At 63.0% G+C, this 24258-nt stretch carries 23 protein-coding genes; 9 read left to right on the forward strand and 14 right to left on the reverse strand.

Going from position 1 to position 24258, the window contains the following annotated elements; translation table 11 throughout:
* Nucleotides 1–2 precede the first annotated feature (2 nt).
* On the forward strand, nt 3–791 hold the full coding sequence (locus ABIA40_RS19175) for a thermonuclease family protein (RefSeq protein ID WP_404542834.1): 789 nt from the start codon (nt 3–5) through the stop codon (nt 789–791).
* 331 nt (nt 792–1122) lie between these two features.
* On the opposite strand, the gene cyoD is transcribed toward ABIA40_RS19175, so the two are convergent.
* Genes cyoD through ABIA40_RS19195 form a run of 4 tightly spaced genes read right to left on the reverse strand, consistent with a single transcriptional unit; the run spans nt 1123 to nt 4970 of the window.
* On the reverse strand, nt 1123–1509 hold the full coding sequence (cyoD, locus tag ABIA40_RS19180; protein WP_036026014.1) for a cytochrome o ubiquinol oxidase subunit IV: 387 nt from the start codon (nt 1507–1509) through the stop codon (nt 1123–1125).
* Nucleotides 1506–2147 (reverse strand): cytochrome (ubi)quinol oxidase subunit III, encoded by a 642-nt coding sequence (locus ABIA40_RS19185; protein ID WP_036026017.1) that lies wholly within the window; start codon nt 2145–2147, stop codon nt 1506–1508. Before ABIA40_RS19185 ends, cyoD begins: the two co-directional genes overlap by 4 nt.
* Nucleotides 2147–4147, reverse strand: coding sequence for a cytochrome o ubiquinol oxidase subunit I (cyoB, locus tag ABIA40_RS19190; protein WP_271545677.1), 2001 nt, complete (start codon nt 4145–4147; stop codon nt 2147–2149). Before cyoB ends, ABIA40_RS19185 begins: the two co-directional genes overlap by 1 nt.
* Nucleotides 4137–4970 carry a cytochrome ubiquinol oxidase subunit II gene (locus ABIA40_RS19195; RefSeq protein WP_271545627.1) on the reverse strand — a complete coding sequence of 278 codons (834 nt, stop codon included), beginning with the start codon at nt 4968–4970 and terminating at the stop codon, nt 4137–4139. The genes cyoB and ABIA40_RS19195 overlap by 11 nt, the downstream gene beginning before the upstream one ends.
* Before the next feature lie 243 nt (nt 4971–5213).
* On the opposite strand from ABIA40_RS19195, the gene ABIA40_RS19200 reads away from it, so the two are divergent.
* Nucleotides 5214–6014, forward strand: coding sequence for an SDR family NAD(P)-dependent oxidoreductase (locus ABIA40_RS19200; protein WP_271545629.1), 801 nt, complete (start codon nt 5214–5216; stop codon nt 6012–6014).
* A gap of 175 nt (nt 6015–6189) precedes the next feature.
* Here ABIA40_RS19200 and ABIA40_RS19205 read toward each other — a convergent pair whose 3' ends face one another.
* On the reverse strand, nt 6190–7287 hold the full coding sequence (locus ABIA40_RS19205) for an ISAs1 family transposase (RefSeq protein ID WP_404542838.1): 1098 nt from the start codon (nt 7285–7287) through the stop codon (nt 6190–6192).
* A 107-nt stretch (nt 7288–7394) separates the two neighbouring features.
* The gene (locus tag ABIA40_RS19210) at nt 7395–8699 is read right to left on the reverse strand and encodes a PQQ-dependent sugar dehydrogenase (RefSeq protein ID WP_404546276.1); all 1305 of its coding nucleotides are present in this window, start codon (nt 8697–8699) and stop codon (nt 7395–7397) included.
* A gap of 263 nt (nt 8700–8962) precedes the next feature.
* Between ABIA40_RS19210 and ABIA40_RS19215 the strand changes: the two genes are divergently transcribed.
* The 3 genes from ABIA40_RS19215 (at nt 8963) to ABIA40_RS19225 (ending at nt 11509) form a co-directional block, all read left to right on the forward strand.
* Nucleotides 8963–10153, forward strand: coding sequence for a urate hydroxylase PuuD (locus ABIA40_RS19215; protein ID WP_404546278.1), 1191 nt, complete (start codon nt 8963–8965; stop codon nt 10151–10153).
* A 146-nt stretch (nt 10154–10299) separates the two neighbouring features.
* Entirely contained in the window at nt 10300–11157 is an 858-nt protein-coding gene (locus tag ABIA40_RS19220) for a VOC family protein (protein WP_271545633.1), read from the forward strand.
* A gap of 76 nt (nt 11158–11233) precedes the next feature.
* Nucleotides 11234–11509: a hypothetical protein gene (locus tag ABIA40_RS19225; protein WP_271545635.1), complete on the forward strand. Its 276-nt coding sequence runs from the start codon at nt 11234–11236 to the stop codon at nt 11507–11509.
* Here ABIA40_RS19225 and ABIA40_RS19230 read toward each other — a convergent pair.
* Entirely contained in the window at nt 11506–12543 is a 1038-nt protein-coding gene (locus tag ABIA40_RS19230; RefSeq protein WP_404542842.1) for a L,D-transpeptidase family protein, read from the reverse strand. The genes ABIA40_RS19225 and ABIA40_RS19230 overlap by 4 nt on opposite strands.
* 177 nt (nt 12544–12720) lie before the next feature.
* On the opposite strand from ABIA40_RS19230, the gene ABIA40_RS19235 reads away from it, so the two are divergent.
* On the forward strand, nt 12721–13683 hold the full coding sequence (locus tag ABIA40_RS19235) for a lytic transglycosylase domain-containing protein (RefSeq protein WP_271545637.1): 963 nt from the start codon (nt 12721–12723) through the stop codon (nt 13681–13683).
* 42 nt (nt 13684–13725) lie between these two features.
* Here ABIA40_RS19235 and ABIA40_RS19240 read toward each other — a convergent pair whose 3' ends face one another.
* Nucleotides 13726–14790, reverse strand: a complete 1065-nt coding sequence (locus tag ABIA40_RS19240; protein ID WP_404542844.1) for a DUF1236 domain-containing protein — start codon at nt 14788–14790, stop codon at nt 13726–13728.
* 108 nt (nt 14791–14898) lie between these two features.
* Between ABIA40_RS19240 and ABIA40_RS19245 the strand changes: the two genes are divergently transcribed.
* Nucleotides 14899–15357, forward strand: a complete 459-nt coding sequence (locus ABIA40_RS19245) for an NUDIX domain-containing protein (protein WP_404542846.1) — start codon at nt 14899–14901, stop codon at nt 15355–15357.
* A gap of 11 nt (nt 15358–15368) precedes the next feature.
* Here ABIA40_RS19245 and ABIA40_RS19250 read toward each other — a convergent pair whose 3' ends face one another.
* Nucleotides 15369–16352, reverse strand: a complete 984-nt coding sequence (locus ABIA40_RS19250; RefSeq protein ID WP_271545643.1) for a tripartite tricarboxylate transporter substrate binding protein — start codon at nt 16350–16352, stop codon at nt 15369–15371.
* Nucleotides 16353–16779: 427 nt separating this feature from the next.
* Here ABIA40_RS19250 and ABIA40_RS19255 point away from each other — a divergent pair, with 427 nt between their 5' ends.
* Nucleotides 16780–17415, forward strand: coding sequence for a hypothetical protein (locus ABIA40_RS19255; RefSeq protein WP_404542848.1), 636 nt, complete (start codon nt 16780–16782; stop codon nt 17413–17415).
* 29 nt (nt 17416–17444) lie between these two features.
* Nucleotides 17445–17681, forward strand: coding sequence for an HGGxSTG domain-containing protein (locus ABIA40_RS19260; RefSeq protein WP_271545682.1), 237 nt, complete (start codon nt 17445–17447; stop codon nt 17679–17681).
* Nucleotides 17682–18091: 410 nt separating this feature from the next.
* Here the strand turns inward: ABIA40_RS19260 and ABIA40_RS19265 are convergent, their stop codons facing one another.
* The 5 genes from ABIA40_RS19265 to ABIA40_RS19285 form a co-directional block, all read right to left on the reverse strand.
* Nucleotides 18092–18523, reverse strand: coding sequence for a DUF2721 domain-containing protein (locus tag ABIA40_RS19265; RefSeq protein WP_404542850.1), 432 nt, complete (start codon nt 18521–18523; stop codon nt 18092–18094).
* Between the two features lie 27 nt (nt 18524–18550).
* Nucleotides 18551–19540 (reverse strand): transporter, encoded by a 990-nt coding sequence (locus ABIA40_RS19270; RefSeq protein WP_404542851.1) that lies wholly within the window; start codon nt 19538–19540, stop codon nt 18551–18553.
* 277 nt (nt 19541–19817) lie between these two features.
* Nucleotides 19818–20822: an HAD family hydrolase gene (locus ABIA40_RS19275; RefSeq protein WP_404546280.1), complete on the reverse strand. Its 1005-nt coding sequence runs from the start codon at nt 20820–20822 to the stop codon at nt 19818–19820.
* Between the two features lie 134 nt (nt 20823–20956).
* Nucleotides 20957–22399, reverse strand: a complete 1443-nt coding sequence (locus ABIA40_RS19280) for a DUF1254 domain-containing protein (protein WP_271542304.1) — start codon at nt 22397–22399, stop codon at nt 20957–20959.
* 78 nt (nt 22400–22477) lie between these two features.
* Nucleotides 22478–23926, reverse strand: coding sequence for a DUF1254 domain-containing protein (locus tag ABIA40_RS19285; RefSeq protein ID WP_271542306.1), 1449 nt, complete (start codon nt 23924–23926; stop codon nt 22478–22480).
* Between the last annotated feature and the right edge of the window lie 332 nt (nt 23927–24258).

A 24258-nucleotide genomic window follows, 5' to 3' on the forward strand; every position in this document is an offset into this window, starting at 1 on the left:
GTATGTCCTTCCAGAAATTCTTTGCCGCCGCCCGCGCTTTTGCGCTCGTTTCGTTTCTCGCCTTGTCCGGATTTCTGGCCTCGTCCGGACCAGTTTCCGCGCTCACCGGCGCCGCGACGGCCCGTGACGGCAACTCGGTCCAGCTCGGCGACGTCACCTACCGGCTCGACGGCGTCGACGCGCCGGAGCTCGACCAGGTCTGCATCGACAATAAAGCCGATGCCTGGACCTGCGGCATCGAGGCCCGCGACCAGCTCACGAAGCTCATCAACAAACGAACGGTGCGCTGCGACGATGTCGGACCCGAGAAGAGCTTTGGCAAGCGGCACCGCGCCATCTGCACGGCCGAAGGTGACAAGGCCAGCTTGAACGAGCAGCTGATCAAGCTCGGCTTTGCCCTCGCACGCGAGCCGATGAAGGCCAACGTCAAGCCGGCAGCCACCGAGGCCAAGACGACGGCGGCGGGGATCTGGAAGGGCTGTTTTGTTGCACCGCAAGAGTTCCGCAGCGGCAAGAAGGACGGCGCGCTGCTGGGCACCGCCTGCCGCCCGGACCGCGACAAGGAAATCCGCGCCGTGCTGTTTCCGGAGGAGCTGACGATGCCCCCCAACTGCAGCATCAAGGGCAAGCTCGCGGTGCGCGCCCGCGTCACCGGCAATATCGGCATCTACCATCTGCGGGGATGCCCGAGCTATCCCGCGACCACGACACCGGATCGCTGGTTCTGCTCGGAGGACGACGCCCAGGCGGCCGGCTTCCGCAAGGCCTACAATTGCCGCCGGCCAAGGTGAGCAAGCTCCCTCACGCACCCGTGAGTGGTAATCCGAGACCGTATTGATCCGGAATTGAACTTCGTCGGCGGTTGCTGCATTTGTAAGCCTACGCAAGCGCCTTGCGCGAGCGTTCCTTGGCAGCAATCCGGCTTCGGCCGATTGTCTTTGCTTGGGCGTTTCCTCCCTAGACTTGGGCCGCTTGTCACAAACAAGCGGCTCTTTCTTTTTGTGCGTCGCTAAAGCAAAGCGACACTTTGAATCGATGCGAGCTCCGGGGTTCACCTCTCCCGAAGGGAGAGGTGAACCCGAACAGCGACCGATTCCAATCTCATTGCACGAAAGAGCGCCATCACTGCATCCGCATGATCTGGTCCATCGGCGGCATGTTGGCGTTGAGATTCGCCATGATCCAGACCGTGCCGCCGACCACCAGGAACACCACCAGCAGCCCGAAGGCGAGCGCCAGCACGTTGTTGGTGTTGTCGGGGCCGGTGGTGATGTGCAGGAAGAACACCAGATGCACGCCCATCTGTGCGATCGCGAGCACGATCAGCGCGACGGGAATCGAGGGCTGCCAGACCAGGTCCGTGCCGGCGATGAAGAACGACGTCGCCGTGAGCAGCAGCGCGAGCACGAGCCCGACGACGTAACCGAGGATCCTTGCGCCGACGCTATGCTCTTCTTCCTCGCCCGGCGCGAGGTCGCGTTTGACCATCCCATGCGTCTGCTCACTCATGGCGCGCTTCCGAGCAGGTAAACGACGGAGAACACTGCGACCCAGACGATGTCGAGCGCGTGCCAGAACAGCGCAAAGCACGTCATCCGGCGCAAGATGTCGGCGCGAAAGCCCTTTGCGAACACCTGGGCCATCATGGTGAGCAGCCACAGCACGCCGGCCGAGACGTGCAGACCATGGCAGCCGACCAGCGAGAAGAACGCGGTCAGGAACGCACTTCGTGACGGGCCATAGCCACGCGCGATGAGGTCGGCAAATTCGCGAAACTCCAGCACGAGGAATATCAGCCCGAGCACGCAGGTCACGGTCATGCTAAGATAAAACCAGAACCGGTTGCGCACGTCGGCGGCGATGCTGGCCATGCCGCAGGTGAAGCTCGACAGCAGCAGGCAGACCGTCTCGATCGCCACGTTCCTCTGCTCGAAGATCTCCGCGCCCTTGGGGCCGCCGGCGGTCTGGCCTGACAGCACCGCATAGGCCGCGAAGAAGCAGGAGAACATCACGATGTCGGAGAGCAGGAAGATCCAGAAGCCGTAGGCGGTCACGATCCGCTTCGGCGCGGGGCCAGGATGCTCGATGACGAGGCCGATATGATGGGGATCGGCGTGGGCGTGGCCTGCGGTCGCGGTCATCGCCATCAGACTGCTCCCGCCATGCTGACGAGGTTGCGCCGTTCCTGGATGTTGCTGCGGTCGATGCGGGCGACCTCCTCGGCCGGAATGACGTATTCGTCATGGTCGCGCCAGGCGAACACGACGAAGGTCGCCCAAGCGCCCAAGCCGCCCAGGATCACCATCCACCAGATGTGCCAGATCAGCGCGAATCCCATGATGGTGGCGAAGAAGGCACAGACGAATCCGGTCGGGGAATTCCGGGGCATCTCGATGTCCTGATAATCCGGCGTCTCATGCGCGAGCGATTGCTGCTTCGCGCGCGCCTTCATATCCCAATAGGCGTCCTCGCCGCGCACATCGGGGTTGAAGGCGAAGTTGAACGCCGGCGGCGGCGACGAGGTTGCCCATTCCAGCGAGCGCCCGTCCCAGGGATCGCCGGTGCGGTCGCGCAACGCCTCGCGATTGCGGATGCTGACGACGAGCTGCACGATCTGGCAGATCACCCCGATCGTCAGCACCGCCACGCCGACCGCCGCAACGATCATCCAGGGCCGCCAGGCCGCCACGTCGTAGTGCTGCATGCGCCGGGTCATGCCGAGCATGCCGGCAATGTAGAGCGGCATGAATGTTATGAAGAAACCGATGAAGGTGAACCAGAACGCGGCCTTGCCCCAGCGTTCGTCGAGACGGAAGCCGAACGCCTTCGGGAACCAGTACTCGAAGCCGGCAAAAACGCCGAACAGCACGCCGCCGATGATCACGTTGTGGAAGTGCGCCACCAGGAACATGCTGTTGTGGAGCATGAAGTCGGCCGGCGGCACCGCGAGCAGCACGCCGGTCAGTCCGCCGATGAGGAACGTCACCATGAAGCCGACCGACCACAACATCGGGGTCGCAAAACGGATGCGGCCGCCATACATCGTGAACAGCCAATTGTAAATCTTCACGCCGGTCGGTATCGCAATGATCATGCTGGCGATGCCGAAGATGGCATTGACGTTGGGACCTGCGCCCATCGTGAAGAAGTGGTGCAGCCAGACCATGAAGGAGACGACACAGATCGCCATGGTCGCGAGCACCATGGAGCGATAGCCGAACAGCGCCTTGCCGGAGAAGGTCGAGACCACCTCAGAGAAGATGCCGAAGGCGGGCAGCACCAGGATGTAGACCTCGGGATGACCCCAGGCCCAGATCAGGTTCATGAACATCATGACGTTGCCGCCGGCCTCGTTGGTGAAGAAGTGGAAGCCGAGATAGCGGTCGAGCAGCAGCATCGCCAGCGTCGCGGTAAGGATCGGGAACGCCGCGACGATGAGGAGGTTCGAGGCCAGCGTGGTCCAGCAGAACATCGGCATGCGCAGGTAATTCATGCCCTTGGTGCGCAGCTTCAGCACGGTGGTGACGAGGTTGATGCCGGCCACCAGCGTGCCGACGCCGGAAATCTGCAGCGACCAGGCGTAATAGTCGACGCCGACGCCGGGCGAATAGGACAGTTCCGACAGCGGCGGAAAGGCGAGCCAGCCGGTGCGCGCGAATTCGCCGACCACGAGTGAGATATTGACCAAGAGCGCACCCGTCGCCGTCAGCCAGAAGCCGACCGAATTGAGCGTCGGGAAGGCGACGTCGCGCACGCCGAGCTGGAGCGGTACGATGAGGTTCATCAGCCCGATCACGAACGGCATCGCCACGAAGAAGATCATGATCGTGCCGTGCGCGGAGAAGATCTGGTTGTAGTGCTCCGGCGGCAGATAGCCCTGCGACTGATACGCCACAGCCTGCTGGATCCGCATCATGATGGCGTCGCTGCCGCCGCGCAGCAGCATGACCGAGGCGAGCAGGATGTACATGACACCGATGCGCTTGTGGTCGACGCTGGTGATCCATTCGTGCCAGAGATAGGGCAGATGTCCCTTCACCACGACCCAGCCCAGCACGCCGAGGATCGCGACAAGCACCACCCCGCCGGCGACGAGCGGAATCGGCTGGTCCAGCGGGATGGCCGACCAATCGAGCTTACCGAGCATCATGGCCCCCACTGTGCGACCGGCCTGCATCGGAGGCGAGGGCCGGCCCGGGCCCCGGCGGAATGTGCTGGGTCGCGATCAAATCGAACAGGCGCGGATCGTCGAGGCGGTAGACCGGCCTGCCCTTCTCAATGCCCTGCTGCATCAGCTTCTTGTAGCTGTCCTCGTTCAGCACCGCGTCCGTCTTCGCCGTATTCGCCACCCAGTCTGGGAAGGCGAGCGGCGAGATTACGTTGACGTCGAACATCATGTCCGGGAAACCGTCGCCGGAGAAATGCGCGGACAGGCCCTGAAGCTTGCCTTCGTTGTCGGCGCGCAGGTTCAGCTTCGTCACCATGCCGTTCATGGTGTAGATCATGCTGCCGAGCTGCGGGATGAAGAACGTGTTCATCACGCTCGATGACGTCAGCTGGAAATTCAGCTCGGCGCCGGCCGGCACCGTCAGCGTGTTGACGGTGGCGATGCGCTGGTCCGGATAGATGAACAGCCATTTCCAGTCGAGCGAGACCGCCTGGATTCGCACCGGGCTGCCGGTGCCCGGCACGGGCGCGGCGGGATCGAGCTGGTGCGAGCCGATCCAGGCGACGCCGCCGAGCAGGATCACGGTGAGCGCCGGAATAGACCACACCACCATCTCGACGCGGCCGGAATAGACGAACTCCGGCTGGTAGCGTGCCCTCGGATTCGAGGCGCGAAACCAGAACGCGAAAGCCAGAATCGCGAAAATGGTCGGCACCACGATCACGAGCATGATGAAGACCGAATCGACCAGGATGGTGCTGTTGCCAGCAGCCACGGGCCCTTGCGGATCGAGCAGATTCATCGGCAAGCCACTGGTGGTTGGGAAGCCCCGGGACTGAGCCTAGCGCGGGAAAGGCTCCGCGACAAACGCAGCGAAGCCGGAACGGTTCCTGGACCGCAACGGCCAGCCATGCGCGATGGACCGGCCGCCACATGCAATTCCGTGTGATGTCAATGACATGAACGCGGAAAGCGCGCTCTTCTCTCCCAGGAGCGCGATTGCTAGTCTGCACGAAAATAATGACAAGGACGGGAGTGAGCCGAGATGCGCTTGAAGGACAAGGTCGCGATCGTCGTCGGGGCCGGGCAAAGCCCCGGCGAAGGCATGGGCAACGGCCGCGCGACCGCGCTTACCTTCGCGCGCGAGGGCGCCAAGGTCTTGTGTGTCGACCACCATCCGGAATCGGCGCAGGAGACGGTCACGATGATCACCGCGAAAGGTGGCACGGCGGCGGCCTTCAAGGCGGACGTGACCAAGGCTGCGGACATCAAGGCGATGGTTGCGGACGCGCAATCGCGCTGGGAACGTATCGACGTGCTGCACAACAATGTCGGCGTCAGCCTCGCCGGTGGCGATGCCGAGCTGCTGCAATTGACCGAGGAGGCCTTCGATCGCGTCGTCGCCATCAATCTGAAGAGCTGCATTCTCGCGGCGAAGGAAGTGATCCCGATCATGCGCGCGCAGAGAAGCGGCGCCATCATCAACATCTCGTCGATGGCCGCGATCACCACCTATCCTTACGTCGCCTACAAAGCGACGAAGTCGGCGATGATCGCCTTCACCGAACAGCTCGCCTACCAGAACGCCGAATACGGCATCCGCGCCAACGTCATCCTGCCCGGCCTGATGAACACGCCGATGGCCGTCGACACCCGCGCCCGCGAATGGCACAAAACCCGCGCCGAGGTCGAAGCCGAACGCGACAGCAAGGTGCCGCTGCGCAGAAAGATGGGCACGGGCTGGGACGTCGCCAACGCCGCGCTGTTCCTGGCGAGCGATGAGGCGAATTTCATCACCGGCGTGACGCTGCCGGTGGATGGTGGTGCGAGCGTGAGACGGGGCTAGGTCGAGGCGAGCGTGCTGCTCTTACCCTCCCCTAAAGGGGGAGGGTCGATGCGCATGCAGCGAAGCGGAATGCGCAGCGGGGTGAGGTGACGGTCTCTCCGCATCGAACGCTGCCGGAGTGGAGAGATCACCCCACCCTGGCGCTTCGCGCCGACCCTCCCCCTCCAGGGCAGGGCTATCGCATGTGGCCTAGGAGTTCGAAGAAGAAGGTATCGTTCCAGCCGGCGCGCTTGAGCTTGAGGCGCAAGGAGATTTTTGTATCGGGGTGAGCTCTGGCGACGTTGAGGGCGAGTCGTCTGAGCACGGCAAGGTTGGCCGGACCGTTGTCCTTGCGATTGCGGGCCAGATCCTCGTCGAGGATGACATCGAGCGGCCAGTGCAGGCCGTTTTCGATGGTCCAATGGGTGCGAACAATGCGCAAAACCTGCGTTCGACTGTAGTTCTGGCTCATCAGGAAGTAGCGTTCGACGGTTTTATCGTTCCCCCGCTTGCTCCTGATCCGCGCGACTGCCTTGAGGCCAGGAAAGTTATGCTTTTGGGCCATGTCTTTGACGGGCACGACAAGCGCGCTGCGCTTTTCTTTTCGCCCATGGTCTGCATCCGTGGTGGCGACCGGCTTCTGACCCTTGCGCGTGGCTGCGGCAATCGCTGCCTTGGCGTCAGCCAACAGCGCGGGCTGATTCTCCTTCACAGCCAGCACGTAATCGCCGCCCCGCGTCACGATCTTTTCGGCCATGCCGCGGTGGCAATGCAGTGCATCCGCCGTCACTACGCAGCCTTTGAGTTGCAAGAGTTCGAGGAGTTGCAAAGCGCCGAGAGCTTCGTTGTTGTTTGGCGCCAGAACATTGGCCAACGCCATACGCGTCTGCGCCGCCCAGGCCGTCACCATGACCGGCGGCATGTGGCTTTTGCCGCTCTCGTAGCCACGCCGCAGCGCCTTGCCGTCTAACGCGATCACGCCTTGTGGCTGTGCAATCTTCGCACCTTGAGCGAAAGCCTCCATAAAGCGTCGGAATGCCGCTTCGAACGCTTTTGGATCGAGCATGCGGAACACACGGCTGAACGTATCATGGCTCGGTAATCCATGCTTAAGCACCAGCACGTCCTGCCAAAGGTAAGCCTTCAGCCGCGCAAACAGCGCCATGTCGGTGCAACTTGTCGCTCCGCACAACGTAGCCATCAGGGCGATGAACAAAAGCTCCGTCAGGTCGTGCAGCGCATTGTCCGCACGCGGGTCGGGCAGCTCTTCGAAGCACTCCGAAAATCGATCCATCGGTCGCTCCTTCCAACTCCGGGAGTCACCTTCAGAATCGATTTCTCTCCAAATCGCAATGCCTTAGGATTACATGCGATTCCCCTGCCCTCCAGGGGAGGGTAAGATCAGTGCGTCACCCGCCAGATCGTGCCGTTGCCATCTTCCGAGATCAGCAGCGATCCATCCTTCGCCACCGCCACTCCCACCGGCCTGCCCCACACTTCCGTATCGTTCACGACGAACCCCGTCACGAAATCCTCGTACTCGCCGGTCGGCTTGCCGTCCTTCATGCGGATGCGGATCACCTTGTAGCCGGTGCGTTTCGACCTGTTCCAGGAGCCGTGCTGGGCGGCGAAGGCGTCGCCCTGGTATTCGGGCGGAAACTGCGCGCCGTGGTAGAAGGTCATGCCGAGTGAGGCCGAGTGCGGCTGGATCAGCACATCGGGCACCGTCACCTTGTCCTTGAGATCCGGCCGCGCGCCGGCATGGCGCGGGTCTTCATTGCCACCGATATAGAACCACGGCCAGCCGTAGAACGCGCCTTCCTTCACGCTCGTGACGTAATCGGGCACGAGGTCGTCGCCGAGACCGTCGCGCTCATTGGTCGAGCACCAGGGTAGACCGGTCTGCGGCTGGATCGCGAGGCCGACGCAGTTGCGGATACCGGTGGCATGGATCTTTCGCTCCTTGCCGTCAGGGTTGAAGGCCAGCACCGCGCCGCGCTCGAGCTCGCTGGCCCATGTGGCGCCGAGCGGCTGCGTCTTCGCCCACGCCTCCATCCCGCCGGGCGGCGTGCCCATGCCTTCGGCGACGTTGCTGAGCGAACCCACCGACACCAGCATACGCGTGTTGTCGGGCGTGAAGACGATATCGCGGGTGGAATGGCCCCCATCCGGCAGGCTTGCGACAACCGTCTCCGCCTTGCCGCGCGCCTTCAGTTCGCCGGCCTTGTACGGAAAGCGAACGACGCTGTCGGTGTTGGCGACATAGACCCATTGCGGATTGTCGCCGTTCGGAAAAAAAGCGATGCCGAACGGCTGCCGCAGACCACTGGCGAACACCTCGTTGGTGGCGACCTTGCCGCCCTCGCCTGCGCGCAGCACGCGAATGGTACCGGCGCGTGTTTCCGCAACGAACACGTCGCCATTCGGCGCCGCGCGGATGATGCGCGGCGCACGCAGGCCTTCGGCGAACAGCTCGATCTTGAAGCCGGCCGGCACCTGGAGCTGGGCTTCCGGCGGACGCGGCACCACGCGCGACGAGCTCGCAACCGATCGCGTGGCGCCGGGCCTGACCAGATCCTGCGGCCGGATCAGCCTGACCGTGCCGGGCTTGTCGGCGCGCCAATCGCCATAGGCGTCCTTGCCCTGCAACACGGGCTCGGCGTGTGCACCGGCCGCCGCAGCAGCGGCCAGCAGCGCTGCGAGCATCGCCACGAACGTTATCCTGTCGCTCAATTCGTCGTCCTCCGCCTTGGGCGTGTCGTGCGTCAACGCCGATCACCCGCAAAAGGTCTCTCGGCGAGTTTGGCGACTGCCGAATCCCACGTCAGTTCATGCCCGCACGATGTGCATCAGCCGCAGTCCATCATACTGGAAAATGCGGTTGAACGGTGCGACACATTGTGAGGGCGGCGATCGCCGGTTACGGTCATGGAGGCTGCGGCATCCAGGTCGCGCCGGATGAGGAGATCATGTGGGGATCCGTCATATCGGAATGGGCGAGCCTGCTGCTGCGCTGGCTGCACGTGGTGGCCGCAATCGCCTGGATCGGCAGTTCCTTCTATTTCATCGCCCTCGACCTCAGCCTGAAGCCGAAGGCCGACCTGCCGGGCGGCGTGCAGGGCGAGGCCTGGCAGGTCCATGGCGGCGGCTTCTACCGGATCATGAAATACCTGGTCGCGCCCAGCCAGATGCCGGACGAGCTGACCTGGTTCAAATGGGAGGCCTACACCACCTGGCTGTCCGGCTTCGCGCTGATGGTGGTGGTGTATTATCTCGAGGCCGAGTTGTTCCTGGTCGACAAGTCGATCCTCGACCTCACATCATTCCAGGCTGGACTGTTCAGCTTCTGCAGCCTGGCGCTGGCATGGCTGCTCTATGAGGCCGCCTGCCGCACCGGGCTCGCCCAGCGCGAACTGCCCTTCGCCATCGGCGGCTATCTGTTCCTGGTCGCACTCACTTACGCCTTCACCCATGTGCTGAGCGGACGCGGCGCCTTCAACCAGATCGGCGCGATCATCGGCACCATCATGGTGGCCAACGTCTTCACGCTAATCATCCCGAACCAGAAGAAGATCGTGGCCAGCCTGATCGCCGGACAGGCGCCTGATCCCAAGCTCGGCAAGGCCAGCAAGGAACGCTCGGTCCACAACAATTACCTGACGCTTCCCGTCGTCGTGCTGATGATCAGCAACCACTATCCCCTGCTCTACGCCACGCGCTTCAACTGGATCATCGTCGCGATCGTCCTGGCGCTCGGGCCGGTGATCCGCCACTTCTTCAACGAGCGTCATGCCGGGCGCAAATCGCCCTGGTGGGTGTGGGGCGTGGCCGCGGCCGGCGTGATTGCGATCCTCCTCCTCTCCGCCGCCGGACCGCGCGAGGTGAAGACGGGCGCATTGTCGGCGCCCGTCACGGCCGCCAATGTCGAGGAGATCGTGATGTCCCGCTGCAGCATGTGTCACGCAGCCGAGCCGGTCTGGGCCGGCATCGTCACCGCGCCGAAGGGCATTGTGCTAGACACGCCCGAGCACATCCATCGCAACATCCGCCTGATCGGACGGGTCGCGGCCTGGTCCAATTCTATGCCGCCCGGCAACATCACCGAGATGACCGGCGAGGAGCGCGCCGTCCTCGCGGCCTATATCGAACAGGCGCGCTGACGCACGCCGGACGAGGATGCATCGCGCGGAATGAAATTCCGCATCTCTCGCCGAATTGAAAATGACTTGACGGCCCATCCGGCGTAGACATGGCCGGCAGCCGCCGGCGCGGCGCAAAATCAGCTTGCAATCGGGGAATAACAACAGTGGCCCTCAAGAACGTCATCGGTATCGACCACGCAGTCGTCATGGTGAAGGATCTCGACAAGGCTGCCGAGAATTATCGGCAACTCGGCTTCACGGTCTCGCCGCGCGGCACCCACAGCGCGCATATGGGCACCGGCAATTACACCATCATGTTCGACCCCGATTACATGGAGCTGCTCGGCGTGCTCGTGGCAACCGAGCACAATGCGCCGGCCCGCGCCTTCGTCGAGCGCCATGGCGAGGGCATCGAGCGCATCGCTTTCACTGCAGTCGATAGCGCCGCCGGCGCCGAGGAGATCCGTGCACGGGGCCTGGAGCCGATCGGCCCGACCGATTTCGAACGCCCCGTCACGCTGCCAGACGGCACGATCTCGGCGGCGAAATTCCGCACCTTCATGTGGCCGACGGCTGAAGCGCCGGGCGGCGTGCGCATCTTCGCCTGCCAGCACAAGACCCGCGAGACCGTGTGGATCCCCGAGCTGATGACCCACGCCAATGCGGCCAAGCGGATCAAGCAGACGCTGATCGCAACGCCAGAGCCTGCCAAGGAGGCCGCGCATCTCGCCCGCCTGATCGACCGCGAGGCGAAGACCGACGCGGACGGCGCCGTCATCGTGCCCTCCGGCGGCGATCGCGCCGACTTCGTCTATCTGACGCTGGACCAGCTCGCCAAGCGCTATCCCGGCGTGTCGCTGACCGGCCTCTCCGAACGCGGTGGCGCCGCGCTGGTGCTGGTCAGCGGCGATCTCGCCGCGACCGAGAAGGCGCTGGGGCCGGCCGCCGTGCGGAGCGGAGCTGCGATCTGCGTGCCGCCGGCCAAGGCCAACGGCACCCTGCTCGCCTTCATTGCCGGCTGATTTGAACCAATTCTTTAACGGGCGTTTACCCGGCGGCTGTAGACTTCCCGGCCATCAAGCCACCGGGGCCAAACGCATGTTCAAAGAGGGATCGCCGATCGCCTATGACGCGCCGGCCGAGTTGAAGAAATGGCCGTCGCTGAAGGGCGAGCGGCTGAAGGATCGCGGTTCGCCCTATCTCGTCTACAACGGCACGCTCGCCGAATGCGTCCGCGAGCTCATGGGCAAGCCGATCAAGGGCATCTCGCTCTACGACATCATGACGACGCCGCAGGCCGCCTTCGATCAAAACGTGCTGTCGCCCGGCGACGCCGCGGAGATCGCGATGCGCAAGGATTTTCCGAAAGACTAGTTCGCGGCCCGCTTCGCAGCGGGCGTGCCCTGCCGCTTCGATGAGGATTCCGTCGGCGCATCGAGGAAGACGACGGGCATGCCGCGCTTCACATTCTCGCCGAGCACCCGCGCGTCCCAATTGGTGAGCCGAACGCAGCCGTGCGACGCCGACTTGCTGACCTTGTCGGGCTCTGCCGTTCCGTGGATGCCGTAGCCCTGCGCCGACAGGCCGATCCAGTATGCGCCCACCGGATTGTTCGGCCCCGGCTTGATGTCGAACGGTCTCTTGGACTTGACGCTCTTGAACTTGTACTCGGGATTGTAGCGGTAGGTCGGCAGTTCGTGGCTGGCGGTGACCTTCAGCGTTCCCGTTGGCGTCGGGCGATCCGGACTGCCGACTGACGCCGGATAGAACGCCAGCAGAGCGCCGCTTGCGTCGAACGCTTTCAAGGTCCCGTTGGTCTTATCGACTTCGAGCCGGGCAATGCGCGGCAGCTCGCGCCGCGCCGGAACATTGGCAACCACGATCGTCTCTCCGGCCTTGTCGAACGCCTTGCCCGGATTGAGCGCCTTGAGCAGATCCGCGCTCATGTGGAATTTCTCGGCAAGTCCTTCGAGCGGGCTGGTGTAGCTCAGCGCGTCCAGCGACTTCATGTCATCGAGCCTGGCCGGCAGCTTCTTTAAGAACGGTCCCTTCACGTCGGCGTCGGTGATCTTGTAGTCGACGAGAATCGGGCCCTCGCTCGCTGCGGTCAGCCTGTCCCAGAGCTCCGGCGCCACAGCCTTGTCGGATGCGATGCCATTCTGCTCCGCGAACGCCTTGAGCGCCTTCTGCGCGTTCTCGCCGAGCTTGCCGTCGATCTCGCCGGGCGAGAATTGCGCGCGATCGAGCAGCACCTGAAGCTTCACCACGGCTGCATTCAGCTTGTCGGTGGCCGGCGGCTTCGCAGGACGCGCAGCCTCGTTCACCGCGGCCGGATCGAGATTGCCTGCGAGCGCCGGGCCGGCGAGCCACAGCACAATCACCGCGCCAAGCATCCATCGCATCGTCATCGCGCATCCCACTCGCAAACAGCCCGCAAAACCGCGGATGGTTTCGCTTCGGGAACACCGTAGTAACACCGAAGGAACCGACGAGATCGCAGCTTTGCCGCAATCGGACGGTTAAGAACTTCCTATTGCCGGCGCATCGCTGGCCGTTCATCCCACAGTTCGAGGTTCTCCCAGCAAATGCGATTTGTCGTCGCGGCTTGCGCCGCGTTTCTGCTTCTGATGTGCGATCTCGATCCGTCGGCATCCCGCCAAGCATCACGTTTCGACACCACTGTTCTCAAGAACAATCATGCCTCATCACTTGTTCCGGTGGTCGAGCTCTTCGTCGCCAGCGTGCAGGCGATCGAGCTTGCCAATGCGCACGCGGCGTACGAGCAGGTGATCGAGCCACCGCGCGCGGTTGAGCCGGTCGTGCAGGCGGAGCCCTCGCCAACCGAACGATTTTGTCACGCGCTGCGCGAGGCCGCAGAATCCAGCGGCATTCCGGTGCCGTTCTTCGCGCGCCTGATCTGGCAGGAGAGCCGCTTCAAGTCCGACGAGGTCAGCCATGCTGGCGCGCAGGGCGTCGCGCAGTTCATGCCAGGGACGGCCGCCGAGGTCGGGCTCGACGATCCCTTCGATCCGATGAAGGCGCTGCCGGCGTCGGCGAAATTCCTGCGCAAGCTGCGCGACGATTTCGGCAATCTCGGCCTTGCTGCCGCCGCCTACAATGCCGGTCCCGGCCGCATCCAGAAATGGCTTGCCAGGCAGAGCGAGCTGCCGCGCGAAACGCGTGACTATGTCCGGATCATCACCGGCACCAAGGCCGAAGACTGGACCGAACGGTCGGAGGCGCTCGCGATCCGCATCGACCTGCCGCGCGAAGCGCCATGCGAAGGCATCGGCAGTCTTTCGAAGGCCAAGGACGTCGCCTGGGTTCCGGTGAACCTGACGCCTTCGGTTGCGAACATCATTCGCAAGGGTGAGCAACTCGCGGCGCGCGTGACGACGAATCTCGCCCGCAAGCGGCTCGCCACACTGTTGCGGAAGAATGTCACGGCTCCCGGCAAGGCCCGCAGCATGATCGCGGCACGCGCGGCCGGAAAGAGCGCGAAGGCGCGCGCCGTTCGTCTCGCATCGCGCGAACGGACATCAGGCTAACGATCGGAGCCGCTCCCTTGCGCGGCTCCAATCGCCATCGACCTAGTCGATCTCCTCGATCACCCTCCGCTCGCGCGGCTCGATGACATAGGTCCGGGTGTCGCGGTGGATGTAGCGATATTCACGCAAGCCCGGCGCATCGCGGTAGACCGTGGTCGGGAACTCCTCGACCTCGACGCTCTCGGGAAGACGGTCACCGACGCGGATCTCACTGCGCGCTGTGCTGCCGGTGGTCCGTACTTCCTTGCGCCCCTCGGTACGGGTTTTCGCATGCTTGCGGATCACCTCGCGATCGCGATCCGAGAACTTGCTGGCGCTACGCTCGCGCGTGGTCGTCGTTGTCGCCGTGGACTGGCCTGAATACGGCAGCACCGTCACGATCTTGTAGGTCGCCGGATCGACCACGACGATCTGATCTTTCACCAGCGCAAAGCTGTAGCCGCGATATTGCGGCACGATCTCAACGACGTCGGGCGGCAGCGTCGAGAGGTGCACGTCGCGCGGCACCACCGTGCCGACGTTCAGCGAGAAATTGACGTTGGTCAGCGGCCGCACGTTGAGGTGCGAGATCGACGCGCTGATCTTGGTCTCCTGCTGCTTGTTGAGGTTGACGTCGGTCTGGGCGGCCGCCTGGTTGCTCGTCGGCGCAGTCGGTGCCTGCTGGGCCTGGTTGGTTCCAGATGCCGCCGGTGCCTGCTGGGCTTGATTGCTGGCCGGCGGCGGATTGGACCGGTCCTGCGCCTGGTTGGTATTCGCAGCTGGCGGGTTGGCGCTCTGCTGCGTTGCAGGCTGGTTGCCGGCTGCATTGGAATTCGCCGTCCCGCTCTGCGACTGCGCAGTCGAGCCCGTATTGGCGGTGCCGGAGCCGGACGATGGTTGGTTGGTCTGCGTGGTCTGGGCCGGCGTTCCCGACGACGGGGATTGCTGCGGTTGCGATGTGGTCTGCTGCTTGTCGGTCGCGCTCGACGGCGAGGTCGTGGATGGCGCGGTGGAGTTCGACTGGGACTGCGGCGTCTGCTGAGACGGCGGATTCGTGCTGGGCGATTGCGCATACGCGGCGCTCGCCAGCACCACCCCCAATGCGGTGGTTGCCAACAGGCGGATCATGGTTCACTCCCTTTCATCAAATGAACATTGGCTACTAACCTGCGCTAGGACGCGCAGTTCCACTTTTTCCCGAGGGAAGGCCGCCGCTCTTTTTCTGCGGAACCTGCAATGCCATCGAAGAGTGCCGGGATCATCGCTTATCGCAGGCGTGGGAACATCGAGGTGCTCCTGGTCCATCCCGGAGGGCCGTTCTGGCGCAACAAGGATCTCGGCGCATGGTCGATCCCGAAAGGCGAGTACGCGGACGGAGATGACGCAGAGACCGCTGCGCGACGTGAGTTCGCCGAGGAGCTGGGGCAGGAGCTTTCCATGCCGCTGACCCCGCTAGGCCAGGTCAGGCAGCGCGGGGGCAAGCTCGTCACCGCTTTCGCGGCCGAGCTCGATCTCGACGTGCGCAGCATTCGCAGCAACACGTTCGAGATGGAATGGCCGCCGCGCAGCGGCAAGCGGCAGGCCTTTCCGGAAGTCGACCGCGCCGAATGGTTCACGCTCGACGCGGCGCAGGACAAGATCAATGCAGGGCAGCGTCCGCTGCTCGATCGGCTTACGCTGCTGATCGCCAGATAGCGCGTCGCGTCCTATTCCGCCTTGATGTTCGCCGCCGCGACCACCTCTGCGAGCTCCTTGGTCTCCTTGGCGATCTTCGCGGCGTAATCGGCCGGGCTGAGCACGCTGACGACGCCCTGCGCGCCGAGCTTCTCCTCGGCCGAGGGATCCTTGGCGGCGGCGACGATCTCCCGGTGCAGGGTTTCCAGGATCGGCGCGGGTGTTGCCTTGGGCATGAAGAAGCCGACCCAGAACGAGATGTCGAATCCAGGATAGCCCGCTTCCGCCACGGTCGGCACGTCGGGCAGCGCCGGCAGCCGCTCGGCCGAGGACACTGCCAGCGCGCGCAGCTTGCCGGCCTTGACCAGCGGCACGGCGGAGAGCGGATCGAACACCGCCAGCACCTCCTGCGCGAGAATGCCGACCTCGGCGGCCGAGCCGCCGCGATAGGGCACGTGGATCAGCTTGATACCGGCCTTCTGACTGAGCAGCTCCATGGCGAGATGGGCGAGATTGCCGTTGCCGCCCGAGCCGTAGGCGAGCGCGCCGGGCGCGGCCTTCGCCGCCGCGACGAGATCGGCCACCGATTTGACGTTCGCCGTCTTGGGATTCTCGGGATTGACGACGAGGACGAGCGGCGCCGAGACCACCGTGGTGAGCGGCGCAAAGTCACCTTGCGGATCGTAGCGGATGTCCTTGAACAGCGTCTTGTTCAGCGTGATCGTCGACGAGTTGCAGGCGAGCATGGTGTAGCCGTCCGCGTCCGCACGCGCGACGGCTTCGGCGGCGATCATGCCGTTGGCGCCGGCGCGGTTCTCGACGACGAAGGGCTGGCCGAGCTTGTTGCTGAGGCGATCGCCGATGATGCGCGCGACGACGTCGACCGGGCCGCCGGCGCTGAAGCCGACCATGACCTTGACCGGCCGCGACGGATATTTCTGCGCGAGAGCCTCTGTCGCCAGCGCCGAGGCGCATAGTCCTGCGATGACTGCCAGCAGGCGGGCGGTTCGTTGCATTCGTTCTCTCCCGGACCTCTTGGCGCCGCTTGTGCATGTTTGTTGGTGCGGCGCCTTTGAGTCATGAATAGCGGCCGTGCCGGATTTCGCAATCGGGTTTGGCTGCCGGCATTCCGCGGCACGGCACGTGCGCGCCGCTTCCAAAACAAAAGTGCGAAAACAACCCCATGCACAGTAGACCGCCCCTGCCAGAACAAGGACTTGCGGGCGGCGGACAAATCTTTTCGGATTTGCGAAATAAATTCTGTCGCGTCGGGCAAAACAGTGGCATACTGGCATCATCGCAACAGTCGCGAGCGTCACGGCCTGCCAAGCCGAAGCCGTCCCGACCCGGTTGCGCCAAACCCTTCATCGACATCTCGAAATTCGCATTCGCGCGCAGCAGCGAACGGCCGTTCGCGCCTGCGCCGTCAGTAGGACACAGCACATGACGACAGCTCTCTCACGTCCCATCACTTCGCCGCTCGCGGCATCCGATCGCAGCGCCTCCACAACGAACCCGCGCGTAAAACTCTACAAGCGGCGCATTGCGATCCGCCATCCCGACCCGCATGCCGGCGAGCAGCTGCTGGTCGAGGCGCTCGGCGCCGCCGACCGTGACGCGATGCACGGAATATTGAGGCAATTGGTCAAGGCCAGTGTGGTCGGGCAGAAGCCGGATGAAGCCAATCTCGCCTTCATGATCTCGACGATCAGGAGCATCGCACCGAAGGATTCCATCGAGGCCTTGCTGGTGTCGCAGATGGTGTCGGTGCACATGGCGGCGATGCGCTGTGCATGCCGGCTCGCCTGCACCGACGATCTCGCGCAGCAGGAGGGCATCGCCCGCGCGTTGACCCGGCTCTCCCGCACCTTCGCCGCCCAGGTCGAAGCGCTGAATCGCCACCGCAACAGCGACGAGCGCGGGATCACGGTGCAAAACCTGTCGGTGCAGGATGGCGGACGGGCGATCGTGGGCAACGTCACGCAGCATGCTCATCTGATCGACGCTCATCCGGACACTGCGTCGGGCGCGGCCGGCGAAGCCGAATGGGCGGACGCAACGCAAGGCGCCCGCGCATGAGCGGCGGCCACGTCCGCAACACGCACGCGATGGTGACGAGCCCGCGCTGCGGGGCGCGGACGCGCGACGGCACCGCCTGCCGCGCGCCGGCGATGCACGGCAAGCCCCGCTGCCGCATGCATGGCGGCGCGCCGAGGTCGGGCGCTCCGAAGGGCAACCGGAATGCATATCGACATGGAATGTGCACACCGGATGGTCGCGCCGAGCGACACAGAGTGAAGACTTTGCTGGAGGACGCTCGGAAGCTTCTGAATGAGCTGAAGTAGATTGCGGCGCGACCTCCGGCGCCGGTCGTGGCACGGGCGAATTGGAGCGCGTCATTTCCGGCGCGAGACCTGACCTAGAAGACGAAGACTCTGATGGATCTAGGGGGCCATATGTACGAAGCTACGAAGCTCGATTAGCAATTGAGTGAGAGCCTGAGCCGTGCGGGACGGCGTCGGACCGATCGGGAGGCCGAAATGCCTATCACCGTTTCTATGATGGGGACGTCAGTTGGTTGTGCCGGTGGCAGACGGAGTGCCGAAATTCGACATTGCCCGGAGTTGCAAGCTCGACGTCGCCGTCACCGCCGGCCTCTCTGTTGATCAGTCGATAAAGAGCTGCTCTGGGCTGGTTATTCACTCAGGCGATTGGTGCTGGTCCCTTCCGGCTGATGGGTGGGTTGAACACTGCGTCAGGCGTAATGATCGAACTCGCTCAGTGCGATTCGCACCTCGCGGGCAAAATCAACAAGCGATGCAGTGAACGCACCAAGGGCAACCATGAACAGGATGGCCACCCCGCGCTCATGCTGAATCTGAAGAAACGCGCTTGCAAACGCGACGACGACAAGAACCGCTACCGAAATACTGCCGATCACGGCCCAGAAGATTGCCCGGTTCAGCATGGCCGCACGTCGCATCAAACGTGGCAGATCAGCCTTCAGCCGGCATCTCACATCGTCCTCGGGTATCCCGTTCAGGACAATCGTTCTGTCAACGATACGATTTTGACGGGAGATCAGGACCGCAATGAAGGCTGCCAGCGCGCCCAGAAGAAACGCGGGCGCCGCAGCCTGCGAGATAACGTGGGATAGCTGACTGACAGTCGGCGTATCGGGTAGCATCGGTTGCCGCTTTCCGCGCGATGTGCCTTACTTCGTCACCACCCGGCGCGCCGGTGTCAGCGTGCTGGTGGGGGCCGTCGGCGAGATCGCGAACGTCAGCCAGACATTCCATCCCGACGGCCGGTTCTCGGCGGCAAATTCGCCATAGCCTTTCAGATTGAGATATCCCTGCATGTCGCCGATCGGAAAGAGATATCCGAACTGCGGGCCGATGCCGAAGACGCGGGACCGGAAACCGCCGAGCTGCGGATGCTGGCCGAAGTCGTCGGTGATCTGCTGATATCCGTAGCCGACGAAGCCGACGAAAAACTGCTTGGAGAGGAACTGCGAGATACCCCAATCGACATGGAAGTCGATCCCGTTCTGGTATTGCGTGTCGGGATTCTTGAAGTTGTAGGTGAAGCCCGCGACGGCGGAGAATTCGTGTCCCGCGGCCGGGTTGAAGTAGGTGTAGCCGCCGCCGGCGTCGATCGCGGCGTGGCCGATGCCGAGGTTGCTGAGGCGCGCGGGATCGTAGGCGCCCACCGGAATGTCGCCCGTCACATAGGTCATGAAATTGTGCACGCCGGCGTTCCACTTCAATGTGGCCTGCGGATAGAGGTCGCCGACGGAGGTGAGGGAATCCGAGATGCTTCCCTCGCGGGTTATCACCAGCGGTCCGAGTGCCGCGGTGAGCGTTCCGTCAATGCCGGTACTTGCTCGGCCGAACAGGCCAGTGATGCCGATGGCCAGTTGTCCGCCAAGCACCGGTGTGCCGAAAGTGTAAGTGGGATTCAAAAGAATCAGATCGGCCTGCGCGTTCAGACTGGCATTAAGATTGACGTTCACCGTTGCCGGGAATCTGCCGATCTGGATCTGCCTTGCCGCGGCGACGGCGCCCGATGCTTCGACCGAGGTGTGATAGTACACCGCGGCCATGGACCAGCCCGGCACCTGAGGTGTCGCTGCAAGGCTGCCGAAGCGTCCGGGAAGCCAGTAGGAAACGCCGCTTTCGTCGGCGTAGGCCGCCCCGGACATCGATCCCAACATTAGCAGAGCCGCGCCGAGGCCGCGGCACGTGCGCTGACGGTTGGAACTTCGCTTGGGAAGGTGGTGCGCCATATACCTGCTCCCAATGGCTGGAGACCACAGTGCTCTACCCGAGATTGCCATAGATATAATAGCTCGTCGTAGGCTATCGCTCTGAAAACGGTCCAGATCAAAAATCCTTCGCAACTGTTGCGCTAAAGTCGCGAGAACATCGCCTGCTATTCCTCCATCGGGCATTGCGAAAACGGCCCCGTCCACTTGATGTTCATTTGCTTCCAAATGGAAATATCTTCCTCCAGTCGTTCTTCATGTCGACAACGGTCCAGCCCATCGCCTGGGCCGCGTCGAGCGCTTTGTCGAGGCGGCCAATGGAGGAATGGCGATCGTAGGCCCATTCCCGTTCGGCGTCGGTATGGTGCACGATAAGGGCGAAGCGGACACCGCCGCCTCCCTTGGCCCATTCGAGCATTTGCAGGTCACCGTCGGAGTTGCCGAAAGCCGCGATCGGATGGCGGCCGATGTGCATCTGGATGCCGACGGGCTTGCCGGCCTTGTCGTCAATGAAATCGAGTTCGGGCAGTTTCATGAGAACGGGTTTGCCGTCGCGCAGCTCGAAGTTCAGCTTGCCGCTGCTGCCCACCACCTGCTCGGGCGGGACGCCATAGACCCGCTCGGCAAAGACGCGCATGAAGTCGATGCCGCCGCCGGAGACGATGAACGTCTTGAAGCCGTTGCCGCGCAGATAGGCGAGCAACTCCAGCATCGGCTGATAGACCATCTCGGTATAGAGGCGCCCGGTCACCGGGTGTTTGGCTGTGGCGATCCAGTCGCGCACGATCTGGTCGAATTCCACCGTGGTCATGCCGGAATGGGTGGCCGTCACGATCTGGAAGATGGCGGCCTCGCCGCCGGCGAGCGCGCCTTTGATGTCGCCCTTGAGCAGCGAGGCAAACGGCTCCTTGTCCTTCCACTCCGGATGCAGCGGGGCGAGCGCCTTCACGCGGTCGAATGCGAAGGCAGCCTGGAAATAGATCGGCTGCTCCGCCCACAAGGTGCCGTCATTGTCGAAGGTGGCAATCCGCTCGGCAGGCGGCACCAGGTCGGGCGAGCCTGGCTTCGTCACGCGCTCGACGAAGGTGACGATAGAATTTTTGGTCGCCGTATCATTCCACGACGGCAGCGGATCGGCCGCGGGCGTTTGCGCCAGGGCGGACACGACAGGAAACGCGGTGAACGCTGCAAACGCAGACAGCACCGCGCGGCGGTTCATAACGGAAACCCGTTGGCCGAAGCCATGTTCGGATCCTCTCTTGTTTTCCATTGTCCCTGCTTCGGATCGGGCACACGTCGACAACCAGGCTGCGGCCGCCATCACCTTCCGGCGATGGCGGACCGACCCGAATGCTAGCTCGCCACGACGATCGCCGGCGGCTTCCAGGTGCCGTTGCCGGGGGGCAGGATCGACGGGGCCTCGGTCTTCGGCCAGTACAGCCGCATGACGAGGTAAATATCCCCGTTAGGTGCTGGCAGCCAGTTGGATTCCTTGTCAGCGCCTGGCGATTTGTGCTGGATGTACAACGTCACTGAGCCGTCGGCATTCTTCTTCATGTCGGGCAGCATCGGCGAGTTGATCAGGTATCGGTTGATCGGATTTTCGATCAGCAACTGCGTCTTGCCATCATACATCGTCACCGACCAGAATGCATTTACGGGTGGAGCTTGTCCTGCCGGGAAGGTCAGCGTGTAATTGTGCTTGCTGCCGTCGAGCGCCTCACCATTGGCGAGAGCTTTGGTAAAGGGGTACATTGCCTCTTCCGCATCGTTGCCATAGATGCCGCCCTTGGCTGCGGCGGCTCGCTTCAGCCAGTCGCCGCTGAAGAATGCCCGGTCTCCGAACAGCGACCCGATTTTCCATCCATTGACCTCCTTTTGCCCGCCAGCAAGATACTTCTCAACCTTCTCCTCGCCGTCCTTCATGCCAAAGCCGATTTCGAGCTTGTGAGCAATCGGAAGTTCCTTGAAATCGAAGGTCTTGCCGGGGCCGACGCCAATGCGCGCGAGCCTCGCGCGGATTTCCTTTTCCTCCGGCCCCGCAGGTGCGAACTGCAAGGAGAAGTCGAGATATTCGAAGAAGTTCTTCTTCACCAACTCCTTGTCGATCTTGGGAAAGTCCACGGCGGCCGTACCGACTGTGACTGATTGCTTCAAATAGGCTGAGAGCGGCTGCACCTTAAATCCGGCCTGTATCTTCTCGACATTAGGCATGTCCGCCGGATTGAAAAGCTGCGTCCGATAGCCAGCGATGGAAAACTGCGTCGTGGACCGGAACACCTTCTTGATACCGGCAGGCGTTGCGCCCTGCCAGTCTGGTCCAGCAACCATATAGTCTCCGGCATCGCTGCCGGTCGCGCGGCTACCGATATATCCATAATTGAACGTGTTGCCGTCGCACAGCATGATCGAGTAGTAGCGCTTGGGATCCACCGCCGGCACCGAGAGGACAACCGGCTCCGCTCGCAGGTCCATCCAGGCAAACGAATACGGTGTGTCGCTGTTGGGGGTGATAACCGCGGTGTCCTTGTAGGTGAAGACCCGTGGCTCATTCTTGATCTGATTGAACGGCGCCTTGTATTGTCCCGAATTCTTGTCGACAGAATACTCGTACATCACAGCGTAGTTCATCACGATCGGGAGCCCGTAGATGAAGCCTTCCTCGGCGATGGCCTTGGCCTCGCGGATGTCCGGCCATTCCGTCTTGGCCTGCGCGTTGGCCGGGATAGCCTTGGTCGTCGTGACAGTGATTGCAGCAAGCGCCGCGGAACGGAGAAGGTCGCGTTTCGTCAACATGGTGCCGGCTCCTCTTCAGGGATGATTGTTTTCGCGCGGTCAAACGCCGGCGCCGAAGCGCCGGCGTGCCGTCAACTTTCATTGGGCCGAGATCCCCACCGTTGTTTGCGACCTCACGACCGGCGGCGGATTCCATTTTCCGGTCAGCGCCTCAGACTTCGGCGCGTACAGGCGCATCGTCAGGTTGAATGGCGCCTTCGGCGCTGGAAGCCAGTTGGCTTCGAGCTCCTTGCCGGGGCTCGCGTTCTGGAAATAGAGATCGAGCGAACCATCCGCATTGTACTTGAACGGCATCCAGCTACTCACCGCGAAGCGGTTCAGTGTGTTGCCGACCTGGAATCCGTCCTGATCGTAGAGCGTGATCGACCAGAACGCATTGACCGGAGGGGTGGCGCCCTTCTCGAAGGTGATGGTGTACTTGTTCGCGCCATCGAGCGGCTTGCCGGATTCATCGGCGAGATTGAGCGGATAGATGGCGTCCTCGACCACGTTCGCGCCCAGCCCCTGCTGCGAGAGAATGGCCCGCTTCAGGTAATAGTTGCCATAAACGCCCACGGTGTCGGTATTCATCGACCAGCCGTTGGCAACCCGCGCCAGCGTCGGCAGCTTCCAGGCCATCAGCTTTTGCGCATCCTTCGGTGCGGCTTCCACCGCCCGCTGCACGGTGGGATCGAGCTTGCCGATGTCAAAGCTCTTGCCAACTTCGATGCCGATTTTCTTCATCTGCGCGAGGATCGGCTCGTCGGTGATATGTGGCGGATGCAGCTTGAGCAACTCGGCGGCGTTGGCGAAATAGACGCCCGCCGACATGGTATCGACCTGGGTTTTTGGCGGTGTCTTCATATCGACGCTTGGGTCGGGCTTGAAATCAAGCGGTCTGGGCGCCTTGCCATATTCGGAAAGAAGCGTGACCTTGTAGCCGGCCTGGATTTTGCGAACCGCGTCATAGTCCGGCGGGCCGTCGGTCTTGGTCCGGCCGATCAGCCAGACGTAAGGCGTCGGCGCGTTGATGCGCTGGGTGTCTTTCGGAAGCTTGAACTCCTCGGCAAACTTGTCGCGCAGATCCGGCCGCCAGCCTGGGGGTGTCACCAGAAACGTCCCGGCCTTGGTGCCCGTCGTGCGCCAGCCTGGCGACGCAAAAACATCGGTCCACATGTCGAGCATCGGCAGCAGATAATAGCGTCCATCGGTATCCGGCGCCGAGATGACGACAGGCTCCTTGGTCATGTCCAGCCACGATACGGAATACAGCGTGTCGAAGTTGGAACGCACCACGCCCTTGAAATCCGCCGGCGGGTATTCGGCCACGTTGACGAACGTATTCATCGGGCCCTTGAAATCGGTGGTGCCGTTGGTGAACTGCTTGCGGGATACGTCCATCGACAGCAGCGGGTAGAAGTAGACGTAGGCGTCAACCGCGATGGCGTGCGCCTCCTGTTCGGTGATGGCCGCCTGGGCGAGCGCCGCGGGCGCGGCTGCCGCGCCGAGGCAGAGAGACAACGTCAGGGGCAGAAATCCTCGAAACATATCGGGTCCTCCTCTTCAGTGATGTAATACGGTCTCCATCGTCGGTTCGTTCGGAATTCGGCGTCGCGCGCTCGGCGGGTGCCGCGGGCGGTGCCGATTGTTTTTCATGGATGGCAGGGCTGCCGTGTGCTGGGCAGGCGCTATTTCGGTCCCGCACAACGTCGCGGTCACGCCGAGCGTTCCGAAATCTGATTCAGTGCTGTGATACGCATACATCATTCCTTGTACAGAAAACGACGGAGCCACTTGAATCGCTGGTGAGCGAGGGAGCGTGCAAATGAACGTGCGACGTCGACGCCGCATGGCGTCTGCATAATCGAAACAGGATTGCT

Origin of the sequence: Bradyrhizobium sp. USDA 223 (assembly GCF_044909005.1) — a bacterium.
In the GTDB taxonomy this organism is placed as follows: domain Bacteria; phylum Pseudomonadota; class Alphaproteobacteria; order Rhizobiales; family Xanthobacteraceae; genus Bradyrhizobium; species Bradyrhizobium yuanmingense.